Origin of the sequence: Myxococcus sp. XM-1-1-1, assembly GCF_020037095.1 — a bacterium.
Taxonomy (GTDB): domain Bacteria; phylum Myxococcota; class Myxococcia; order Myxococcales; family Myxococcaceae; genus Myxococcus; species Myxococcus fulvus.
In genome coordinates, this window is the sequence record NZ_JAIQDH010000028.1 from 25,750 (window position 1) to 47,849 (window position 22,100).

The 22,100-nt window shown below is 70.6% G+C and carries 17 protein-coding genes; 6 read left to right on the forward strand and 11 right to left on the reverse strand.

Features of this window, described 5'->3' with window-relative positions:
- Positions 1–224 precede the first annotated feature (224 nt).
- The 4 genes from K8640_RS36595 to K8640_RS36610 form a co-directional block, all read right to left on the reverse strand.
- Positions 225–1,640, reverse strand: a complete 1,416-nt coding sequence (locus K8640_RS36595; protein ID WP_223751337.1) for an MATE family efflux transporter — start codon at positions 1,638–1,640, stop codon at positions 225–227.
- Between the two features lie 77 nt (positions 1,641–1,717).
- A complete protein-coding gene (locus tag K8640_RS36600; RefSeq protein WP_223751338.1) occupies positions 1,718–2,629 on the reverse strand; it encodes a bestrophin family protein in 912 nt (303 codons plus the stop codon).
- Between the two features lie 146 nt (positions 2,630–2,775).
- A complete protein-coding gene (locus tag K8640_RS36605) occupies positions 2,776–3,372 on the reverse strand; it encodes a hypothetical protein (protein WP_223751339.1) in 597 nt (198 codons plus the stop codon).
- Positions 3,373–3,523: 151 nt separating this feature from the next.
- Entirely contained in the window at positions 3,524–3,919 is a 396-nt protein-coding gene (locus K8640_RS36610) for a helix-turn-helix domain-containing protein (protein ID WP_223751340.1), read from the reverse strand.
- A gap of 135 nt (positions 3,920–4,054) precedes the next feature.
- Here K8640_RS36610 and gstA point away from each other — a divergent pair, with 135 nt between their 5' ends.
- Positions 4,055–4,663 (forward strand): glutathione transferase GstA, encoded by a 609-nt coding sequence (gene gstA / locus K8640_RS36615; RefSeq protein ID WP_223751341.1) that lies wholly within the window; start codon positions 4,055–4,057, stop codon positions 4,661–4,663.
- Between the two features lie 186 nt (positions 4,664–4,849).
- Here the strand turns inward: gstA and K8640_RS36620 are convergent, their stop codons facing one another.
- Both K8640_RS36620 and K8640_RS36625 read right to left on the reverse strand, forming a co-directional pair.
- On the reverse strand, positions 4,850–5,713 hold the full coding sequence (locus tag K8640_RS36620) for a GRP family sugar transporter (protein WP_223751342.1): 864 nt from the start codon (positions 5,711–5,713) through the stop codon (positions 4,850–4,852).
- 126 nt (positions 5,714–5,839) lie between these two features.
- On the reverse strand, positions 5,840–7,813 hold the full coding sequence (locus K8640_RS36625) for a discoidin domain-containing protein (protein WP_223751343.1): 1,974 nt from the start codon (positions 7,811–7,813) through the stop codon (positions 5,840–5,842).
- Between the two features lie 113 nt (positions 7,814–7,926).
- Between K8640_RS36625 and K8640_RS36630 the strand changes: the two genes are divergently transcribed.
- Positions 7,927–8,748 carry a hypothetical protein gene (locus K8640_RS36630; RefSeq protein WP_223751344.1) on the forward strand — a complete coding sequence of 274 codons (822 nt, stop codon included), beginning with the start codon at positions 7,927–7,929 and terminating at the stop codon, positions 8,746–8,748.
- Positions 8,749–8,757: 9 nt separating this feature from the next.
- On the opposite strand, the gene K8640_RS36635 is transcribed toward K8640_RS36630, so the two are convergent.
- Together K8640_RS36635 and K8640_RS36640 are read right to left on the reverse strand one after the other, a co-directional pair.
- On the reverse strand, positions 8,758–11,223 hold the full coding sequence (locus K8640_RS36635) for a WD40 repeat domain-containing protein (RefSeq protein WP_223751345.1): 2,466 nt from the start codon (positions 11,221–11,223) through the stop codon (positions 8,758–8,760).
- A 36-nt stretch (positions 11,224–11,259) separates the two neighbouring features.
- A complete protein-coding gene (locus tag K8640_RS36640) occupies positions 11,260–13,155 on the reverse strand; it encodes a transketolase (RefSeq protein WP_255653769.1) in 1,896 nt (631 codons plus the stop codon).
- Between the two features lie 196 nt (positions 13,156–13,351).
- Here K8640_RS36640 and tal point away from each other — a divergent pair, with 196 nt between their 5' ends.
- Positions 13,352–14,473, forward strand: a complete 1,122-nt coding sequence (tal, locus tag K8640_RS36645; protein WP_223751347.1) for a transaldolase — start codon at positions 13,352–13,354, stop codon at positions 14,471–14,473.
- 48 nt (positions 14,474–14,521) lie between these two features.
- Positions 14,522–15,829, forward strand: coding sequence for an acetamidase/formamidase family protein (locus tag K8640_RS36650; protein WP_223751348.1), 1,308 nt, complete (start codon positions 14,522–14,524; stop codon positions 15,827–15,829).
- Positions 15,830–15,850: 21 nt separating this feature from the next.
- Here the strand turns inward: K8640_RS36650 and K8640_RS36655 are convergent, their stop codons facing one another.
- From K8640_RS36655 to K8640_RS36665, 3 genes are all read right to left on the reverse strand, one after another.
- Positions 15,851–16,597 carry a hypothetical protein gene (locus K8640_RS36655; protein ID WP_223751349.1) on the reverse strand — a complete coding sequence of 249 codons (747 nt, stop codon included), beginning with the start codon at positions 16,595–16,597 and terminating at the stop codon, positions 15,851–15,853.
- A 103-nt stretch (positions 16,598–16,700) separates the two neighbouring features.
- Positions 16,701–18,572, reverse strand: a complete 1,872-nt coding sequence (locus K8640_RS36660; protein WP_223751350.1) for a glycoside hydrolase family 71 protein — start codon at positions 18,570–18,572, stop codon at positions 16,701–16,703.
- 18 nt (positions 18,573–18,590) lie between these two features.
- On the reverse strand, positions 18,591–18,755 hold the full coding sequence (locus tag K8640_RS36665; protein WP_223751351.1) for a hypothetical protein: 165 nt from the start codon (positions 18,753–18,755) through the stop codon (positions 18,591–18,593).
- A 285-nt stretch (positions 18,756–19,040) separates the two neighbouring features.
- Here K8640_RS36665 and K8640_RS36670 point away from each other — a divergent pair, with 285 nt between their 5' ends.
- Entirely contained in the window at positions 19,041–21,467 is a 2,427-nt protein-coding gene (locus K8640_RS36670) for an ABC transporter permease (RefSeq protein WP_223751352.1), read from the forward strand.
- Between the two features lie 117 nt (positions 21,468–21,584).
- The gene (locus tag K8640_RS36675; RefSeq protein ID WP_223751353.1) at positions 21,585–22,046 is read left to right on the forward strand and encodes a hypothetical protein; all 462 of its coding nucleotides are present in this window, start codon (positions 21,585–21,587) and stop codon (positions 22,044–22,046) included.
- Positions 22,047–22,100 lie beyond the last annotated feature (54 nt).

A 22,100-nucleotide genomic window follows, 5' to 3' on the forward strand; every position in this document is an offset into this window, starting at 1 on the left:
CTCCGGACGAGATGGTCTCCTCATCCTGGCGAGGACCGACGGGATGTCGAGAGGGAACCCTGCGCCCGGCTGCTCGGGCGAGGGGCCATGCGCTCAATGCGATGCAAATCTTACCAGGACATCGTGGCGCTCCTGGCCTCATTCCTCACACGGGGCTTGTCTTCCTTTGCCGGCCGGAATGTTCCATCACCCCTGTCCGCGTCACTTCGTGGGAATGAAGCGCGCTACCGGGGCCCCTCGCGGAAGATGGCGCCGGCCAGGGTGGCCACGCTCGTCACGGCCGCGAAGGCGACGAGGGCGGCGGAGACGAGCGCGAAGAGGGTGGGCAGGCCCGCGCCGAAGTGGGAGACGGCGAGCCAGCCCAGGCCCGCGGCGATGAGCATGCGCGCGGTGCCTCCGACGACGGGCCAGAAGACCCGCGCCACGCCCTGGGAGGCGAACCCGAGCACGAAGCCCAGGCCCAGCAGGCCGTAGAACGGCGCGACGATGCGCAGGTACAGCGCCCCGGGCGCGAGCACCGCAGGGTCCTGGCTGAACAGGTGCAGCCAGAGGCCGGGCGCCACCGCCACGACGAGTCCGATGGCCGACGTCACCCCGAAGCCCAGCCAGGCGCCCACCCACGCGGTGCGCCGCGCCCGCTCTAACTGCCCCGCGCCCGCGTTGGTGCCCACCATCGTCAGCACCGCCGTCCCCAGCCCGAACAGCAGCGGCACCAGCAGGTAGTCCAGCCGGGAGGCGATGCCGTAGCCGGCGAGCGCCTCGACGCCGAACAGGCCCACCGCGCCGGTGACGATGATGACCGTGAGGTTCGGCTGCACCGCGCTGAACGCCGTGGGCAGCCCCACGCGCAGGATGTCGCGGACGAGCCGCCCCTCCAGCCGCGCGGGCGAGAGCCGCAGCGAGGTGCGCCCCGACGCCAGGTGCTTGAGGAGCCAGAGCGCGGCGCCCAGGTAGAACAGGTCCATGGCCAGCCCCGCGCCCGCGATGCCCAGCGCCGGCAGCGGCCCCACGCCGAAGATGAGCGCCGGGGAGATGACGACGAGGACCCCCGCGCCCGCCAGCGTCACCTTCGCCGGCAGCTTCACGTTGCCCGCGCCTCGCAGCGCCGCCGCCAACAGGTTCACCACCCAGAACGGGATGGCCCCCAGGAACAGGTAGTTCGAGTACTCCACCGCCGCGTCCAGCGCCCCCGCCTCGCCGCCCAGCGCGCGGTAGAGCGCGGGGCCTCCCAGCCACGCGAGCAGCGTGGAGACGAGCCCCAGGCCCACGCCCATCACCACCGCGTGCCACACCAGCGCGTCCGCGTCCTGGCTGCGGTGCGCGCCCACCGCCCGCGCCACCGCGGAGGCCACCCCGCTGCCGATGCCCCCGTTGGACATCATCGTCATCAACATGAAGATGGGGAACACCAGCGACACGCCCGCCAGCGCGTCGGTGCCCAGGAAGCTCACGTACCAGGTCTCCGCCACGCCGACGAAGGACTGCGCCACCAGCACCACCGTGGTGGGCACCGCCAGCTTCAAGAGCGTGGGGAGGATGGGCCCGTGCAGCAGCGCCTGCCGGATGTCCGCGCCCGCGGCGCCCGCCTTCTGCTCGCCGCTGGCCTCGGCCTCCGAGGAGAGTGCGCTCTTCACCTGCATGGTTCCCGCTCCCGCGTGACGTATGATGAGCGTAATATGGTGTCGCGCGGGAGACACCGGAAAAAACCGGTGGGGCCTCAGGTGAGCAGGAAGCTGTCGTCGGGCCGTGTGGGTGGAGGGAGGGGCTCGCCGGCCAGCTCCAGCACGGCGCGCTCGATGTTCCGCGTCAGGGCGTCGAGCGGCAAGTCGTTGGGCTCGGTGCCGAAGGGGTCCTCCAGCTCGGAGGTCACCATGTCGAGCGCGATGAACGTGTACGTGACGAAGACGGAGACCAGGGGCGTGGACCAGCCCAGGCTGCCGGCCAGGGCGAAGGGCAGCAGCAGGCTGTAGATGTAGACGGTGCGGTGGAGCATCACGCTGTAGACGTAGGGGATGGGGGTGCTGGCGATGCGCTCGCAGCCGCCGAGCACCTCCGAGAAGCGGTCCAGGTTGGCCTCGAGCGGAGCGACGAGCAGCTCGCCCAGCCGTCCCTCCCGCCGCATCCGGGCCACCCAGTCCGCCAGCGCCAGGATGACGCGGGGGGCGCGCTGCCCGGTCTGCTCCACGCACGCGCGCACGCCCGGGGGCAGGGTGTCGAGCGCCACGGGGGTGCCACGCAGCTGGTGGTTGAGCGTGAGGGCGAGCGCGCGGAGCAGGTCCGTCACCTCGCGGCGCTCCTCGGTGGAGAGGGCGGGGGTGGGCAGCGAGAGGGCCTGGCGCATGAAGGAGCGCGAGACGATTTGCAGCGAGCCCCACAGCTTGCGCGCCTCCCAGAAGCGGTCGTAGGCGGTGCTGTTGCGAAACCCCAGGAAGATGGCGAGCGCCACGCCCAACAGGCCGAGCGGACCTTCCCGGAGGTTGAACTTCAGGTTGAAGGGCAGCGGCTGCAGGACGACGGCCAGGCACGCCAGCACGAGGAAGAAGCCGAGCCGGGGGAAGATGCGTGGCATGACCGAGCCACGCCAGACGAAGAGCATGCGAAGCCAGTGCATTCGCGGGCGGACAATCATGCCGCCCCTGTAACACGCGAGGCCGGGGCAGGGTGGGGACGCCCCGGCCTCGTTGAAGGCGGACTCATCGGGGGCATCCGCGCGGACGAGCCCCCGCCCGTCGGCTCAGCGCACCTCGGGGCAGTCCCTGGCGTGCCTCCAAGGGCTCACAACAGCCTGGTCAGGACGAACGTCACGGACCCGTTGAGCGTGGCGAGCCCTTCTGGCGACGCGCACTTGTTGCCGAGCAGGTCGTTCGCGTAGGTGCTGACCCGCACCATGGTCGCGCCCGCGAACCTCCCCGACCTCACCGTGCCCGTGTCGGTGATGGTCGTCGCCACGTCTCCCACCCCGATGACGGTGGCGGAGAAGAGGACCTCGGACTCTCCCGGGGCTGGGTTTCCCGGCTCACTCCAGATGAGCCGCAGCGTGCCGTAGCTGGAGTGCAGGAGGTCCAGGCACGACGCGGCCTTGATGGGGCCCGTCCGAGGCACGAAGGTGGCGGTCAGTCCCGAGAGCAGGCAGTTGGACAGCACGCCTCCCGCCGAGGCCACCACGTCCTGCGGTTCGTTCTTCAGGGGCGGGTCGAAGGTGGAGATGACCGTGCCTCCGCAGGTCACCAGCGTCAGCAGTCCCTGCTCGGCGGCGCCGACCTCTGCCGGGCTCGTCGAGGCTCCTGGCTCCGGCTCCAGCGCTTCCGGTCCGACACCACACCCCGCGATGACGAGAAGCCCCGCGACGAAGCCCGACACGTGACAACGCATGAATGCCCCTTGGGTTGATGGGCATACATCATACGGATACGTGCCCTGGCGCCGTGGGGACCGACACCTGGGGGCAAGGAGGCTGTCGGGCTCCTGGCGTGACAAGCTTTGACCAGACGGCACTTGGACCTGGGGCCACATCGAGGAGGGGTCAGGTCTGTCTTTGCGCGCGGCGGGTGGGCCTTTCGTGGCGATGTGGGTCCAGGGTCACCTCGCGCAGCCGCGTGCCCACCCGGACGATGGCGTGGAGCACCGGCACCAGCTCCTCTCCGAGCGGGGACAGCGCGTACTCCACCGAGGGCGGAGACGTGGGCCGCACCTCGCGCGTCACCGCGCCCTTCGCCGTCAGCTCCTTCAGCCGTGTGGTGAGCACCTTGGGTGAGATGCCGGGGATGTCGTGCAACAGCTCGCCGAAGCGCCGCGGGCCGCCGGACAGCTGCCAGACGACATGGGTGGTCCACGCTCCACCCAGGAGCGACATGCAGGCATGGATGGGACAGCCGGGCGGTGGCGGTGGGGCCTTGCTCTTGCGCAGCTTCAGGGACATGGGGACTTACCGCCAGGTGAGTGGAGTTACCGCGGGGTGAGTGGAAAGTGCGCTCACCTTATCCGCACTACTTTCCAAAGGTAACCCGGCCCCGTTACTCATGCGCCGTCGTTCCCACCCACCACGAGGAAGCCGATGAAGCTCTATTTCGCGCCGGGCGCCTGCTCGCTGTCCCCCCACATCGTCGCGCACGAGGCGGGCCTCACGCTGCAGCTCGAGAAGGTCGATACCCAGACGAAGGTCATGCAGTCGGGCGGTGACTTCTGGAAGATCAACCCCAAGGGCTATGTGCCGGCGCTGGAGCTGGAGCCGGGCGACGTCCTCACCGAGGGCCCCGCGCTGGTGCAGTACCTGGCGGACCTGCGGCCCGAGGCGGGGCTGGTGCCTCCGGCGGGCAGCCTGGAGCGCTACCGCGTGCAGGAGATGCTCGGCTACATCAACTCCGAGCTGCACAAGACCTACGCTCCGCTCTTCCGCCCCAACACGTCGGCCGAGGTGCGCGAGGAGCGCACGGCCTACCTGTTCAAGCGCTACCAGCTGCTCGAGGAGCGCCTGGCCACGCGTCCCTATCTCTTCGGGGACACCTTCGGCATCGCCGACGCGTACCTCTACACCGTCACCCGCTGGGCGAAGTACGTGAAGGTGGACATGTCCGGCTTCCCGAACCTGCTCGCGTTCATGGAGCGCGTCACCGCGCGTCCCGCGGTGCGCAAGGCGCTCGAGGCCGAGGGGCTGCCCGTCTGACGTCCCGGCCTCACATCCGGGCCAGGATTTCAGTCCGCTTCGACTCGTACTCGCCGGGGGGATGTGTCCCGCGTCGACCAGTCGGCGCAGGTCCTCCATCGCCTTCACGGGGTCGTTCTTCCGCTGGAGGCGGATGGCGGTGTGCCACTACTCCAGGAGGGGGGCTCGGACCCGGAGGCCCCTCCGTCAGGCGCGGGCCTGCCCCACGAGGACTCCCCCTGCAATCACCAGGGCGACGCCGATGAAGACGAGCACCAGCTCCTTGCGCGTCTTGTGCTCGCCGAGCAGGAAGACGCCGCCGAGCGTGGAGATGATGACGCCCATCTGCGACACGGTGAAGCCGGTGGTGACGCCCACGCGCTCGTCGGCCAGCAGCAGCGCCAGGTTGCCCGTCGCCCAGATGAGGCCGGGGAGGATGTTGAGCCAGGTCTTCTTCACGAAGGGCCGACCCTCGCCACGCAGTGACAGCAGGAAGGCCGTCGTCAACAGGCCCACCGACTGGGGGAGGATGGCGTCCCAGCTGTTGACGCCGAACCACTTGGGGATGATGACGTAGGCGACCAGCCCCGCGCCGCAGAGCAGGAGCGCCGTGAGCCCCGCGTTGCGCTGGGCGGGGCTCGCGGTGTCGCGGACCTCCTTGTAGGACGTCATCGCGACGCCCAGCATCACCACGACGAGCCCCGTCGTCCCCAGCGCCACCTTCGCGGTGGTGGGCCACTCGTGGAATACCAGGACGCCAATCAGCGAGGTGCCGAGCAGTTGGAGGCAGACGATGGCGGGCATCGCCGTCGACACGCCGAGCAGCGCGAACGAGCGGAACTGGTTCGTCTGGCCCACCGCGCAGCAGGCGCCGGAGGCGAAGCCAGCCAGCACCACCGTGCGCGACAGGTGCGGTGAGACGACGTTGAGCGCGAACAGGGCCAGCGCCAGCGCGCCCAGCGTGCTGCCCAGGACCTGCTGCTTGGGAAGACCGCCCACCTTCGCGACGAGCAGCGGTTGGATGCCCCAGCACAGGGGCGGGATGAGCACGACCAGGTTCTCCAGGCTCATCCCCATGCTCCCCGCCTACGGCCCCCCGGAATCTAGGGCTGGAGGACGTGGCGGGAATCGGCCCCGTGGGCAGCGCCATGTGGGGCGGGGGACAGTGACGGCGTTGTCCCTCCGCCCGAGGGCCGGCTACGGGCGGTGGCTGCGGCGCTGCTGGAGCAGCCAGTCGTAGAGCTCGAGCGTGGCGTAGGCGGTGTCCCACGTCGAGCCGTCGTGGCGTCCACCCGGGATGACGGTGAAGCGCATCGCGCTGGAGCCCGCGCCGCAGCGGGTGTCCAGCCAGTTCTTGAGGTTGCTCGGGCGGCTCGGCGTGTCGAACTCGCCCTGGAAGGACCAGATGGGCAGGGACTTGAGGTTGCAGACGTTTGCGTCGTTGGTGGGCGTGGACGTGAAGGCGATGGGGACGATGGCCGCGAGCGGCCCGCTGTCCGTGATGCCCTGCTCCAGGCTCCGGTTGCCGCCGCCGCTCAGGCCGGTGAAGTAGATGCGGTCCGTGTCCACCCGGTAGTCCTTCTTGGCGTCCTCGACCAGGGCCAGCAGCGCGTCGTTGTTGAACCAGCCCGTGCCCGAATTGGTGAAGGGCAGCCGCTGGTTCGGGGAGATGACGATGGCCTTCATCGCCGCGCGGAAGCTGGCGGAGTTGAACTGCCGCGCCAGGCCCTCGGGGTTGGCGAGCACGCCCGAGCGGTCCGTGGCCAGCGTGGCGCCGCCCAGGCCGTGCAGCGCGATGATGAGCGGCCAGCGGGTGGTGCGGTCCGCGTTGTACTGCTGGGGCAGGAACAGGGCGTAGTCGTAGCGGACGTTGCGCACCAGCGTCTGCTGTCCGGCGGCGCACGTGGTGGGCGCCGTCGACGCGACCCCGGGTCGGCCCGACAGCTCCAGCTCGCGCAGTCGGCAGTAGGGCTGGTCCTTGCACACCACCCGGACCTTCGTGGTGGTGACGGGCGCGGTGAAGGTGAGCGAGCGCTGCGTGGTGTTGGTCGGGTTGCCCTCCACCACGGAGCCCGGAATCGTCTTCCAGCAGCCGCCGTCCCAGCTCTGCAGCTCGAACGCGGTCATCGCGTAGGACGACGTCGCGCTGGTGGACAGGTGCAGCGTCGCGCCGTGCACTTCGTGGGCGCTCCCGAGGTCGACGTCGAAATAATTGTGCGTCTGGAAGTGGTAGCCGGACTCCCAGCGCGTGGTGAGGTTCCCGTCCACGGCGTTGGAGGGCGGCAGGTTGGCGTTGCTGCTGCCGGCGGAGACCGGCTTGCCGAGTGCCACGTTGGTGAGCGTCTGGGGCGCGGGGGCCACCGTCACGCTGACCTCGTCCGTCCCGGTGGCGCCGTCATTGTCGGTGGCGGTGAGCCGGAAGACGGCGGTGCCGACCGTCAGTCCCGTGACGCTCAACGTGGCGGTGCTGGCGCCGGAGAGCGTCGCGGTGGGACCGCTCACCTGTGTCCATGCCAGCGAGACCACCGTGCCGTCCGCGTCGGTGGCGCCGCCGCTGAAGGTGACGCTGTTCGTGGGCAGGGTGATGGCCTGGTCCGGGCCGGCGTTGGCCACCGGCGGGATGTTCACCTCGGTGGCGTGCGGCGTACCGAAGACCCACAGCTCCTTCACGCGGCAGTTGTCCGCGAGCGGGTCCTTGCAGGAGAATCGCACCTTCTTCGCCGTCACCGGCTGGGTGAACGTCGTCGACACCGCGATGCTGGTGTTGTTCGTCTGGCTCGCGCCGGGGATGGGCTTCCAGCCCGTGCCGTCGTCGTAGAACAGCTCGTAGCTCTTGATGGGCCGGTCGGCGCGGAAGCCCGTGTAGAGCTCCATGCGCACCAGGTCGAATGTCCCCTGCAGGTCGATGTCCAACAGGCGCGTCTCGTTGTAGACGCCAGGGCACCAGCGCGAGTCATCGCTGTTGATGTCCCCATCCACCGCGTACTCCGGCAGGAAGCTGCCCTGCGTGGCGCTCGCGGTGGCGGGCTTGTGGAGCGTGACGTTGATGGGCTCCGCGAGGGCCGCAGCCTGTCGCGAGAGGGCTTCAGGGCCGCCAGCTTCCTCGGGGGTGCCACAACCCAGCAGCACGCCCATCACCAGGGTGCACAGTCGAGACGGAATCCTTCGCATGGTGTTCTCCTCCTCGGGCTCTTGGAGAAGAACGGGGCCGCTCGCGGCAAGTCTCATGGCCTCCGTGTTTTGCGCGGGTGTACCGTCCACCCGGGTACCGAGAGGTGGGGAACATGCGCGTCGCAGTCGCTCCTGGATGGCTCGTGGTGTTGCTCGTGTCCGCGTGTGCCCACCCCGCCTCCTCGGAGCGGACGGGGGCCACGGGGTGCTCGGCACCCGGGACCCTGTGCTGGGACTTCGAGGAGGGGCGACTGCCGGAAGGCTGGACACCGTTCCGCGACGAGTTCAGCGGCCAGCTCCTCGTGGATGCCACGCGTGCACATGGTGGCAGGTATGCGCTGCACGCGAGCCAGCTCGTCGGGGGGCGCGAAGGCGAGCAGGGGGGTCCGAAGAAGACGGTGCGCTTCCAGCTCCCGAAGGACTTCGGCCCCGTGCTCTGGGGGCGTGTCCACGTCTACGTGACACCCGCGCGGCCGGCCTCGCACGCGGGGCTCTTCAACGCGCGGTATCCGCGCCCGGGGAGCCAGGACACCGCGTTCGAGGCGCTCGACTGGTACGAGGTGGCGACGTACCAGGAGAAGTACATGGCCATCTGGCATCCCCCGGAGCCGCCCGGCTTCCCGGAGTGGGTGCAGGTCTCCGACACGCCGCTCGTGCTGGACCGGTGGGCCTGCGTGGAGTGGCTCTTCGACGGCGCGAACGGTGACGCGCCCCAGGCCGCCGAGCCTCGCGTGTGGCTCGACGGCGTGGAGCTCCAGTGGCCTCGCAGGTTCGTCTTCGCCGACCCGCCCACCCAGACACCGCCCATGCGCGAGAAGGCTCGCGACTTCACGGTGCTGGAGGCTGGAGTGTTCCTCTACCAGGGCCTCTCTACGCCCACGGACTGGTGGCTGGATGACCTGGCCGTGGGCCCGCGGCGCGTGGGCTGCGAGTGATGGCGGGCTTCAGGCTCCGCCCGTGGGGCCGTGGAGCTTGAGCACGTAGAGGAAGTCCGGGACGGTGAGGCCGCGCGCCACGACGAGCCCGTCGCGCAGGATGAGCGTCTCCTCCAGCGAGTCGTGGAAGTGCGCCAGGGGCGTGGTGTCCAGGCGGCGGTGGAACGCGACGGGCGCGTCGCCGAGCACCTCCCAGTACGCGCGGCGTGTCACCTCGTCCGGCGGCGCGTTGCCGTCGAGCACCTCCCGGGGCGCGCCCGTGGCGAGGTCGAAGAAGCGCGTCTTCTGGTCATCCGAGCGGGTGACCAGCACGTCCCCCTCCATGGCCACCTCGAACGGCAGCGCGGGGTGCGGCACCTCGTACACCCGCCGCCCCGTGTCCGCTTCGTACAGGCGCACCCGGTCGTCCAGCGTACACACCGCCACCCGCGAGCCATCCGCGGAGAACCGCGCGGCGATGACCGGCTCCTCGGAGACCTGGAGCACGCGCCGGAAGCCCGCGGGCAGGTCGAGCAGCTCCAGCTCCCCCGTGGCGCGCCCCACCGCGATGCGCGGCACGCGCTCGGCCGCCGTGTACGCCACCGCGGGCTTCATCAGGGCCTGGGTGTCGAGCACGAGCCGCCCCGTCTTCACGTCGTGCACCTGGAGCCGTGAGAGGGCCTCGTAGCCCGACACGACATGGGCGCCGTCCGGCGTGAACTCCACCATCGTGACGACGGCCTCGGGGCCCTTCAGCGTGTGGAGCAGCCGTCCGTCGGCCACGCGCCACACACGCACCACGCCCAGCTCGAACGTGCCCGCGAGCAGCGTCGAGTCCGGGGAGAAGGTCATCACCTGCTCCATCGTCATCTTCCGGGACGCGTCCCGCCCCTCCAGCGGCTCGTCGGTCAGCTCCGTCGTCGGCGTCATGCGCGCCACGTCGAACAGCTGGATGCCCCGCCGCCAACCGTCATCCAGGTAGCGCGTGACGGGATAGGCGGCCCACGCCTCGTTCGGGCTCAGGTTCCAGGGATGAAGGCCGGAGTCGTGGGCATCACGGGGCGGCTCGCGCACGCGGCCCTGGGCGTCGATGACGAGCATGCCGTCCATCCGCTTCGCGACGGCCAGGGTCCCCTCGGCCCGCCCCCACAGGTGCTTCACGCGGTGCTGCTCGGACAGGAGCCTGGGCGGGACGGGCGCGTCGAGCCTGCTCACGAGCACGCCGCCATCGACGGCCGTCAACGCGAAGTGCCTCAGGTCCGGCGAGAAGGCCGCGCCGCGCTCATGCCCATCCGAGGAATAGGGGCGCGACCACACCGTGGCGCCGTCCTTCACGTCCAGCATCTCCAGCCGGTCGTATCCCAACAGGCCCAGCCGCGAGGTCCCCAGCCACTGCACGTGGGAGTAGCGCGATTGGCCCTGCAGGCCGCGCACCCGCTGCCAGGTCTTCGTCTCCGCCACGCCCACGTCGTCGAGGTCCGCCCACGCGAGCCACTCGCCGTCCGGACTGAAGGCCACCGTGCTCACGGAGCGCTGCGTGTCCAGCCGCGCCACCTGCTCGCCCGTGGACACGTCCCACACGCGCACCGTGTCGTCCGACGCGCCCGACACGAGCCAGCGGCCCGAGGGATGGAACGCCACGCTCAACACCGACTGCTGGTGCCCCTTGAGCGTGCGGACCTTCTCGCCCGTGTCCAGGTCGTACAGGTGGATGCGCCAGCCCAGGTTGCCCACCGCGAGCAATGTGCCGTCCGGGCTGAAGGCCACCGACGTCACCTGGCCCTCCTGGCGCCCGAACACGTGGAGCTGCTCGCCCGTCTCCACGTCCCAGACTCGCGCGTCATGCGCCCTGGAGCCCGAGGCCAGGCGCTTGCCGTCCGCGCTCCAGGCAATCCCACGCACCTCGCCCTCGTGGCCCTCCATCGTCTGGAGCCGCTGGCCCGTCGCCACGTCCCAGACCTGGACGTTGTCGCCGTCCTCGTGCGAGCCGGTGGCGAGCCGCGCCCCTGTCGCATCGAACGCCGCGCACAGGACGTGGGCCTCGTGCCAGAGGTACGTGTCGGCGCCGTCCAGTGCGCCACGCAGCGGCAGCAGGGACTCCACCCAGGCCGCGCCGCCGGAGGCCTCGCGCTGTCGTCGCCACCATGCCGCGAGCTGGTACAGGTGCGCCTCCGGGTCGTCCCAGGGGCCCTGTCCCGTCGTTGCGTAGTGGGGCGCGGCGTCCGGCGCGTCGTACCAGCGCAGCCGGTTGTAGAGGCACTGGAAGAGGGCCTCGGGGTGCTCGCCCAGGAAGTCCGCGTCGAGCGCGACGGCCTTGCGCAGCACGCCGAGCGTCCGGGGGCCCACGGTGGGCCCGTCCTCGTGCAGCACGCGCGTGTCCGCGGGTGTCCGGGCGAGCGCGTCGTCGAGCGCGGCGAGCAGTCCGTCCACCCCTTCGGCGGCGAGGAGGGATTCGAGGGTGGAGAGCTCGGTGAGGGAGGCGAGGTCGTGGGGCATGGAGGGCCGCATTCTCGCGGCGACCCTCCATCGGGTTCAATGGGTGCGACGGGTCTGCGCCGTGCTGGTGGCGCGCGAGCCCTCGGAGGCCGGGGTGTCGCGCAGGGCGTGGACGGCCTCGACGATGTGCGTCGCGTCGATGCCCGCCGCGGCGAGCAGCTCCTCGGGCTTGCCGGAGCCGGGCAGCTTGCGCACCGCGAGGCGCTTCACGCGGGGCAAGGGCTCGGTTCCGTCCGAGAAGGCCTCCAGCACCGCGTCCGCGAGCCCGCCCTCGGCCCAGTGGTCCTCGACGACGAGGAGCCTACCCTGGGTCTCCTTCGCGGCCTGCCGCAGCGTCTTCACGTCCACGGGCTTCACCGAGTACAGGTCGATGACGCGCACGGACACGCCCGCGTCCTGCAAGCGCGCGTGGGCCTCCAGCGCTTCATGCAGCGTAATCCCGGCGGCCACAATGGTGACGACGTCCCGGTCGGAGCGTCGGAGCACCTTGCTGCCGCCGATGGGGAACTCCTCGGTGGGCGCGTAGAGCACGGGCGTCTTGGCGCGCGTGGTGCGCAGGTAGCTGATGCCGCGCAGGTCCACCAGGGCGGCCATCAGTCGGGCCGTCTGGTTGGCGTCGCTCGGGTAGAGCACGGTGCTGCCGGCGACGGCGCGCATCATCGCCAGGTCCTCCAGCCCCATCTGCGAGGGACCGTCCTCGCCGATGGACACGCCCGCGTGGCTGCCGCACACGTGCAAGGTCGCGTTGGACACGGCGGCCATGCGCAGCTGGTCATATGCGCGCGACAGGAAGGCGGCGAAGGTGCTGACGAAGACGCGCTTGCCCAGCACCGCCATGCCCACGCCGCTGGACACCATGTTCTGCTCGGCGATGTACATCTCGAAGTACCGGTCCGGGTGCGCCTTGCGCAGCTCCTCCGAGTACGTGGAGTTGGACACCTCCGCGTCCAGCGCGACCAGGTCCGGGAAGGCATCCCCCAGCGCCGCGAGCGCGTCGCCGTACACCTTGCGCGTGGCGACCTTCTCGTCCGTGGCGTAGGTGGGCAGCTTCAGCGGCCCGGCGGCGGGCTTCGCGGTGGGCTTCGTCACCTCCGGCTTCCTCACGTCGAAGCGCAGGTTCCGCTCGCCGCCGAGCTCCTGGATGGCCTCGCGCGCCTTGTCCTCGGGCAGGGGCTTTCCGTGCCAGTGCTCATGGTTGGCGATGAGCGAGTAGCCATGGCCCTTCTCCGTCTTGAAGACGAGGCACGTGGGCCTGCCCTTCGTGGCCTGGGCCTCGGCCAGCGCGCGGTCGATGGCGCCCAGGTCATGTCCGTCCACGGCCAGCGCATGCCAGCCGAACGCACGCGCGCGGGCGACATAGGCCTCGCCGTTCCAGCCCAGCTCCGTCTCGCCGCTCTGGCCCAGGCGGTTCATGTCGATGAGCGCGCACAGGGTGTCGAGCTTGTAGTGTGCGGCCTTGTCGAACGCCTCCCAGACCGAGCCCTCCGCCGTCTCGCTGTCGCCCATCATCACGTACGTGCGGAAGCGGCGCTGGTCCAGGCGCGCGGTGAGCGCCATGCCCACGCCGATGGCCAGTCCCTGGCCGAGCGAGCCGGTGGCCACGTCCACCAGCGGCAGCACATGCGGGTTGGGGTGTCCCTCCAGGCGACTGCCGAACTGGCGCAGGGTCAGGAGCTCCGCGTCGTCGATGGCGCCCGCCGCCTTGAACGCGGCGTAGAGGACCGGGCAGGCGTGGCCCTTGGAGAGCACGAAGCGGTCATTGTCCGGGGCGTGCGGGTGCTGGAAGTCGAAGCGCAGGTACTTCTGGAACAGCACCGCGACGATGTCCGCCGCGGACATGGACGAGCTCGGATGTCCGGAGCCCGCCGCCGTCGTCGCGCGGATGCTGTCGACCCGCAGCTGCGCCGCGAGCCCTGCCAGTGTGTCTGCCATCGTCTCTCTCCAGGCTGGGGGACCTCCGTAGGGTGTTGATGGCGGGGCCTCGGGTGAAGCGGCGCGGGCGCGCGCGGGGAGAGGGCGGACGAGGGGCCTCTCCTCGCAGGGCAACCCGACGAGGGGGCTCCCGTGTGCAGGCCCGCTCACGCTCCGGCGCGCGTGGGCAGATTCAGAGCCAGGGGTGTGAACCGCCATGAATCCACTGCGTCAGCTCGAGGAATTCGGCCAGGCCGTCTGGGTGGACAACCTCCAGCGGAGCTACATCACCCAGGGGACGCTCCAGAAGCTCATCACCGAGGATGGGCTCAAGGGGCTGACCTCCAACCCCACCATCTTCCAGAAGGCGGTGTCGGGCAGCGAGGACTACGAGGACCTCTTCCAGGCCGCGCGGGGCCAGGGGCGCTCGGCGGGTGACGTCTACGAGCAGCTCGCCGTGCGCGACGTGCAGGGCGCCGCCGACATCCTGCGCTCCGTCTACGACGCGCTGAAGGGGAAGGATGGTTACGCCTCGCTCGAGGTCTCCCCGCGGCTCGCGAACGACACGAAGGCCACGCTCGACGAGGCGCGCAGGCTCTGGAAGACGCTGGACCGGCCCAACGTGATGATCAAGGTCCCCGGGACGGAAGCCGGGGTGCCCGCCATCGAGCAGCTCACGGCGGAGGGGCTGAACGTCAACGTGACGCTCCTGTTCAGCCAGGAGCGCTACCGGCAGGTCACCCACGCGTACCTGACGGGCCTGGAGCGCTTCGCCAAGGCGGGCGGAGACTTGAGCAAGGTGTCCAGCGTGGCCTCGTTCTTCGTCAGTCGCATCGACGTCGCGGTGGACAAGGAGATTCAGCAGCGATTGAAGGCGGGCGTCACCGCGGAGCAGCGCAAGGTGCTGGAGTCGCTGCACGGCAAGGTGGCCATCGCCAACGCGAAGCTCGCCTATCGCATCTACCAGGAGGTCTTCAGCAGCCCGCGCTGGAAGGCGCTCTCGGCGAAGGGCGCCAAGGTGCAGCGGGTGCTGTGGGCGAGCACCAGCACGAAGGACCCGAAGCTGCGGGACGTGCTCTACATCGAGGAGCTGATTGGCCCGGACACCGTGAACACGATGCCGCCGGCCACCATCGACGCCTTCAGGGACCACGGCAAGGTGCGCACCACGCTGCTGGAGGACCTGGCGGGCGCGAAGGAGACGTTGCGTCAGCTGGAGGCCGGGGGCGTGTCGATGAAGAGCGTCACCGAGCGGCTGGCCGTGGACGGCGTGCGGCTCTTCGAGGAGTCTTTCGACGCGCTCCTGAAGGCGGTGGAGGCGCAGCTGAAGAAGTCTTAGGCGGCGCAGTGTGCGGACCCTCCATGTCTCTGGCATGGTGCCGCGGACATGCGACGACTCCTCCTGGCCTGGTTGTGCTGCTGCGTCCCGTCCCTCGTCCTCGCGCAGTCGGTGGTGAAGGAGGAGTGGGTCGTCACCACGGACATGTGGGGCAACGCCCTGCACCAGGGGCTCACGCTGGAGCGCTCGGGGAAGAAGCTGTCCGGCACGTTCGACGGTGACGCGCTGGAGGGCGAGCGCACGGGCAACGAGGTCCGCTTCAACGTCACCGACTCACGGCAGGCGCGCTACGTCTACACGGGCAAGGTGCGGGGAGACCGGCTGGAGGGAACGGCGGACGTGCCGGACACGAACGACAAGAAGGCGCGGGTGAAGCGGGCCTTCACGGCGCGCCGGATTCCGGAGCGGCCTTCAGGCCCACCGCGTCGGCATGAGTTCACCCCGACGTCGTGGTCCAACGAGTTCTCGGCGGACCGGGCGCCGGTGCTGACGCTGTGGTCCGGGGACACGGTGAAGACGACGACGCTCGACTCCGGTGGCATGGATGAGCACGGTGTCTCACGCGCGCTGTATGGCAATCCGCAGACGGGGCCGTTCTTCATCGCGGATGCGCGGCCGGGGGACATGCTGGCGGTCCACTTGAAGCGCCTGCGATTGAACCGGCGCAGCGCGGACAGCCTGGACAGCATCGTCGGGCGGGCCATGACGCCGTTGTTGGCGTCGAAGGCGACGGAGCTGGGCAAGCCCGTGCGCTGGACGTTGGATTGGGAGAAGGGCGTGGCGCGGCCGGAGTCGCCCACGGAGAAGCTGAAGGACTTCACGGTGCCGCTGCGGCCGATGCTGGGCGGGCTGGCGGTGGCGCCGGGCTTCGGCTCGCCCCCTGTCTCCACGGGAGACACGGGGCGCTTCGGTGGGAACATGGACTTCAACGAGGTGGTGGAGGGCAACACCGTGTACCTGCCCGTGTTCCAGCCGGGAGCGCTGCTCTACGTGGGGGACGCGCACGCGGGGCAGGGGGATGGCGAGACGTCTCAGTTCGCGCTGGAGACGTCGATGGAGGTGGAGCTGACGGTGGAGGTCATCCGCGGCAAGGCGCCGTCGATGCCGCGAGTGGAGTCGCCCACGCACCTGATGGTGTTGGGACAGGCGGGCTCGCTCGACGATGCGCTGCGCCAGGCGACGAGCGGGCTGACGCAGTGGCTGGCGCAGGACTACGGGCTGTCGCTCTCGGAGAGCGCGCAGGTGATGGGCACGAGCGTGCAGTACGTCGTCGCCAACCTCGCGGGGCGCAGCGTCGGTGTCGCGGCGAAGCTGGACAAGGCCCGGCTGGCGCCGCTGCGGCCCTCGGGGAGATAAGCCCCCTCGCGTCGTCGGTCCTTACTCCCAACTGCTCCCGTTCCACGTCCGGGTGACATTCACCGTGGACGCCCCCGTGGTCTCCACCCACCTGAGCACGGGGCGCTCCTGCACATCCCAGCTCAGCACGGGCTGGGACGCGACGGAGTCCTGCGCGTCATTCACGTTGAGCACCCCGCCCAGCGCATGCCACGCCTGTCCATCCCAGCGCGACGCGCGCAGCTCCACGTTGCTGAAGTGGGGCGACGCCTTCTTCAGCCACGCGACGGTGGGAAAGCCCCGCTCGTCCAGCGCCAGCGTGAACGTGTTGACCGCGCTCCCCGGCGGCCCACCCAGCCGCAGGTCCACCGGACCGACTCCGTCCCCGAGCTTGCGGTACACCGTGTTGTTGAGCACCGGCCCCGAGCGCTTCACATACACGCGGTAGACATCCTCCGCGTAGTTCGTGTTCACCTCCAGCGTCTCACCCGTGTCCCCAATCCACGCCACGACGCACCCGTCGAACCCCTGGTCCGAGTAGTACGCCTGGAGCACCTGCGGCGTCAGGTAGTCCTTGTAGAGGTCGCAGTAGGGGAGGTTCGACCCCGCGTCCCGGATGGCCTGCAACGTCAGCCCCACGCGGGGCGGCAACGCAGTGAGCGCCTGTGACGACGAAGCCGCGTCACCCGACGGTGACACGGCGTCCTCTTCCGCGCAGCCCGCGAACAACCCCGCGCACACCACCGCCGTCAACAAACCCCGAGCCTTCCTGCCTGGGACGAATCGCATGTGAGCCACTCCTGTGGGAGGTGAAGCGGCCCAAAGCTAGGCATGCGAGTCTTTCACGGCCGTCGAGTCCGCCATGTCTGTTCAACGGCGGACCCGACTCATGTCAGGGAAAGAAGAACGAACGGTCGCAGGCGAGACTGCCTCCCGCGCGATACAGCATGTCTTGGTAGACGATGGTGTTGTTGATGGAAAACGCGCTCGTCACCGACGCCACGGTGACGCCGCCTCGCACCAGCCGGAAGCGCGGCGTGCCCTGCTGCAGCGGCACCCGGAACGATTGGATGCCCGCCGCCACGTCCCTGCGCTGAACGACGCCCGCGAACTCGATTTCGAGCGTCCCGGGCGCGGTGAGGAAGGCGAGCAGCTCGACCTCGTTCGCGGCCGCAGCCCCGCCCCGCAGCTCGTAGGGCGCGCGCTGCTGCGTCAGGTCCGGCGCGGCGCTCGTCGAGTGCACGCGGTGGAAGTAGTAGAGCGCGTCCCGGGCGATGGTCGGCTGGACGCCCGTCTTGAACCAGGCGGTGTAATACGCCGTCAAATCGAACGCCGCCCACTGCGTGCCGGACGAGGGCGAAATCTCCGTCGCCTCCGAGTAGTCGTTCCAGGTGATGAGCTGCACCCAGTCCGCGCCGCCCTGGATGGCCGCGTCCCACAGCGCCCGGTACGCCTGGGAGTTGTTCGCCTCCGTGTAGACGAGGTCCTTGGGCCGCGAGTCCTGCACGGCCACGGGCGCCATCCACTGGAGCCCCATCCCGTGCGCGGTGCCCACGTTGGTGCGCTGTCCCGCCGCGCTACCGAGCGTTCGGTTCCCCCACGTGGACGTCCCATGCAGCGGCACCACCGCCTGGAGCGTGTTCGTCGCCGCCACCCAGGGGCGCACGTACACGGGCCACAGCGCGGAGGGGATGCCCCGCGCCTGGAGCGCCTGCAGCACCGACGCCCACCACTGCGGCGTGCGGTTGTCCGCCATGTACGGCGAGAGCAAAAGCCGCCCGTCCGGCAGGTGATACACCGCCGGGTGCGAGGCCACCGAGCCGATGGAGCTCACGAACGCCGACAGCGCCTCCGCGTCCGTGCCCGAGTACGTGGAGCTCATGTCCGGCATGAGCACGATTCGAAAGCCGCTGTCCACGTTGCTCGCCGCCTGGAGCAGCTTCAGCAGCCGGTTCCAGTGCGTGCCGGTGTGGTTGAGGATGTCATACGTGAAGCCATCCAGCCCCAGCGCCGCCGCGCGCCGCACCTCCACCTCGAAGTTCGCCAGCTCGTAGTCCACGCCCGAGGCGCGCGGGGCTTGGGGCAGGGGGCGCTGCTTGAGCAGCCCGCCGCAGTACGCGAACTTGGAGTTCTCCCCGGTGGGCTGCAGGTAGTTGCGCGCGTAGTAGTCGACCGAGGGCTCCCGGTTGTCGAGCGAGAGCGGGTAGGGCGAGAAGTAGTGCGCGAACACCTTCTTCGGCGACGCGCGCAGCGTGCTCAGCGCCGGCAGGTTCAGCGCGAAGCACGGCGTGGCCGGGGCGTCCTCCACCTCGGCCGTGAGCGACGCATCGAAGCTCAGGTCCGACGAGTTCAGCGTGGACTGGTGCACCTCCACCGCCACCACGTTGGTGCCCGCCACCAGCGCGGTGCTGGGGATGCTCGCGGTGTGCCACGCCTGCTCGGCGCTGTCGGCGATGACGGTGCTCGCCAAGGTCGACGCCGTCACCGTGCCCGAGGGCAGGTTGCTGCGCAGCGCCTCCTGGCCATTCAGGTAGACGATGGCGCCGTCATCGCGCAGCAGCCGCAGCACCACGTTGCTCACCCGCGCCGGGTCCGCGACGGTGAAGGCCCGGCGGAACCACGTCGTCACGTGGCGCGCGCTGGTGCTCGGGCCGTAGGCGACGACGGTGGCCTCGTCCCCGTCGCCGTACCCCAGCTGCGCGGGCCCCTGGGCCCACGACGTGTCCGCGTAGCCCACCGACGTCCAGCCCGCGCCCGGGTCCACGCCCGTGTCGCGGTAGCGCTACGTACTCCCCGCGGCGATGAAGGTGATGGCCTGGAGCGCCCGCGCCTCGGCCGTGTCGCCAGGGGGCTCCGAGACAGGCTCGGAGGTGGTGGGGCCACAGGCGCTCAGCCAGGGAACGAGCACGGCGAGCCAGCGCGCTCGGCGGGAGGGAATCCGATTCATGGGGGCGTCTTCCGAGGGGGTGAGGGAAAGACAGGCAGACAGCCCGTCCTCTCGTAACACGCGACAGGCGGTGAATCCGAGACAAACTCCGCGATGGCTGTGTATTGCGCCGTTGTCGCCAAATTCCACCCGCCAGCCGGCGTATCAGCACATCCCATTTTCGGGCACCCTTCCCCCGGATGTGGGAAGGCGGAGGTGTGTCCCACGGGGGGCTCCCCAGTGGAGGGCCCGTGGCACCTGCCTTGCTGTCGGGACCGAGTCGCTGGTTCAGCTTGGGAGGGTGGCATGACGGGCCTGGTCCAGGAGTTCCGCCTCGCGCTGCGCAGGTTGCGCGGCTCGCCGGGGTTCACGCTGGTGGCGGTGTTGACGCTGGCGCTCGGCATCGGCGCCAACAGCGCCATCTTCAGCGTGGTGGACGCGGTGCTGCTGCGGCCCCTGCCCATGGCGGAGTCCGAGCGGCTCGTGCGGCTGTACAGCTCGGACGGCTCGCCGGGTGACTCGCCGTCGTCGGGGCCGGACTTCGTGGACTTCCGCGAGCGCACCCGCTCCTTCTCCGGGATGACGGCGGTGCGCAGCGGCGAGCAGAGCCTGGCCAGCGACGGGGCGGCGCCGGAGCGGCTGCGCGGCACCACCAGCACCGCGGACTTCTTCGACGTGCTGGGCGCGCGGGTGGCGCTGGGCCGGGCCTTCCGTCCGGAGGACGAGCAGCCGGGGCAGGAGCGGGTGGTGGTGCTCGGCCATGCGCTGTGGCGGCGCCGCTTCAACGCGGACCCGGAGGTGCTGGGCCGCTCGCTGTGGCTGGGCGGTGAGCGGCACACGGTGGTGGGTGTGGCGAGCGAGGGCTTCAGCTTCCCGCTGGAGACGCAGCTGTGGGTGCCCTTCGTGTGGGACGAGTCGCTCACCGGAGCCACGATGCGCGCCACCCACAGCCTGCGCGTCTACGCGCGGCTCAAGCCGGGCGTCACGCTGGAGGCGGCCCGCGCGGACGTGGCCGCGGTGGCCCAGGCGCTCGCGGTGGCCTACCCGGATTCGAACGGCGGGTACCGCGCCACGCTGGTACCGCTGCGCGAGGCGCTGCTGGGCAATGTCCGTCCCGCGCTCCTGTTCCTGCTGGGCGCGGTGGGGCTGGTGCTGCTCATCGCGTGCGCCAACCTCGCCAACCTGCTGCTCGCCCGCGCGGTGAGTAGTCGGGGGGAGCTGTCCGTGCGCATGGCGCTGGGGGCCAGCCGGGGCCGCATCCTGCGCCAGCTGCTGGTGGAGAGCGGCGTGCTGGCGGCGATGGGGGCGGGGCTCGGGGTGCTCCTGGCCGGGTGGCTCCTGGATGTCCTGGTGAGCCTGTCCCCGCAGGACATCCCCGGGCTGGCTCAGGTGGCCATCGACGCGCGTGTCGTCGCCTTCACGTGCGGACTGGGGCTCGTCACCGCGCTGCTGTTCGGCCTGTTGCCCGCGCTCCAGGCCTCCCGCGAGAGTCCGGCGGTGAGCCTGCGCGAGGTGGGCGCCAAGGGCGGCACGCGCGGTGGTGCTCGCGCGCGTCACCTGCTCATCGTCGGCGAGACGGCGCTGGCGGTGGTGCTGCTCGTGTGTGGAGGGCTGCTGCTCAAGGGCTTCCACCGCCTCTCCGACGTGGACCCCGGCTTCCGTCCGGACGGGGTGCTCAGCTTCGAGCTGGACCTGCCGGAGAGCGCCTACGGCTGGGCGTCGACGCGGAACCAGCGCTTCTACGACGCGCTGCTGGAGCGGCTGCGCGCGCTGCCGGGCGTGCAGGCCGCGGGGGCCGCGCTGGGCGTGCCGCTGGACGGCCGCTACATGGTGACGGGGATGTGGGACTCGGCGCGGCCGGAGCCCGGGCCGGGACAGAGCTGGGGCGTGCAGGTGGGCGTCATCACCCCCGGCTACGCGGAGGCGCTCGGCCTGCGGCTGGTGTCGGGCCGGTGGCTGACGTCCGCGGACGGCCTGGGCGAGGGGCAGCGCGCGCTGCTCATCAGCGAGGAGGCCGCGCGGCGCTACTGGCCCGGGGAGAGCCCGCTGGGGCGCACGGTGGAGATGGGCATCAACTTCGGCCTGGGCCGCTTCGGCGGACAGGTGGTGGGCGTGGTGGGGGACACTCGCAACAACGGGCTGGAGAAGGCCTCCTTCCCCCAGGTGTACGTGCCCTTCTCCCAGGCGCTGTACGGGAAGATGACGGTGGTGGTGCGCACGAAGGACGCGCCGCTCTCGCTGATGGCCCAGGTGCGCGAGGAGGTGCGCGCCCTGGACGCGAGCCTGCCGCTGGGCAGCGTGCGCACCCTCGAGGACCTGATGGGCGAGGCGCTGTCACGGCCGCGCTTCTACATGCTGGTGACGACGGGCTTCGCGCTCCTCGCGCTGCTGCTCGCGGCGGTGGGCCTGTCGGGTGTCATCGCCCACGCGGTGAGCCACCGCACGCGGGAGTTCGGCATCCGCATGGCGCTGGGCGCGCGCGGCGTGGAGCTCATGCGGCTGGTGCTGGGACAGTACCTGCGGCTGACGCTGGTGGGGCTCGGCGTGGGGCTCGGGCTGGCGCTCGTCGTCAGCCGGCTGTTGGAGGGGCTGGTGTACGGCGTCGCCCCGTGGGACCCCGTGACGTATGGCGCGGTGGCGGTGCTGCTCGTCGCCGTGGCGCTCCTGGCCAGCTGGGTGCCCGCGCGGCGCGCCACGCGGGTGGACCCCATCATCGCGCTGCGCCAGGAGTGAGCGCCCGCCCGGCCGCCTGCCTTGGGGCGGGCCGGCCGACACGGGCCTGTGTCCCGGGTTGTCCTCTCCGGAACAGTCTCCAGCTTTCAGGGAACCATCCTTCCCAAGGAGACTTCCATGAAGCTTCCACTGATGGCGGCCGTGGCCGCACTGACGTTCTGGGGTTGTTCCAGCCACTCGGCGAGCACACGGGCGGACAACCCCTCGGGCTCCAGCATCCCGAGCGCCACGGGTGGTTCGGGCTCGGTGGACGCGGCCGAGCAGGAGCGCCAGGCGCGCGAGGATGAGCGCGACGCGAACGAGAGCCCGGGTGAGGCCGCGGACGTGGTGGACAACGAGCGCCGGGACCGGGGCGGGGCGCCGACCATCTACGACAACGAGGCCACGGGTGGCTCCGGTACGGGCACCCAGGTGACGACGCCGGACGGCGAGAAGTGGGACGTCATGGAGGAGCCGGGTGGCTCCGAGCCGCGTGACTCGACCGAGGGCACGGGTGGCTCGGGCGTGGACGCGGCGGACGGCACGGACGGCAGCCTCGATGACGACCCGGCTCCCACGGGCGCCGAGGAGAGCCAGTAGTCCCTCGAAGGCGGCCTGATGCCTTCCGCGTCGGTGCGCCCCGGCGCGGAAGCG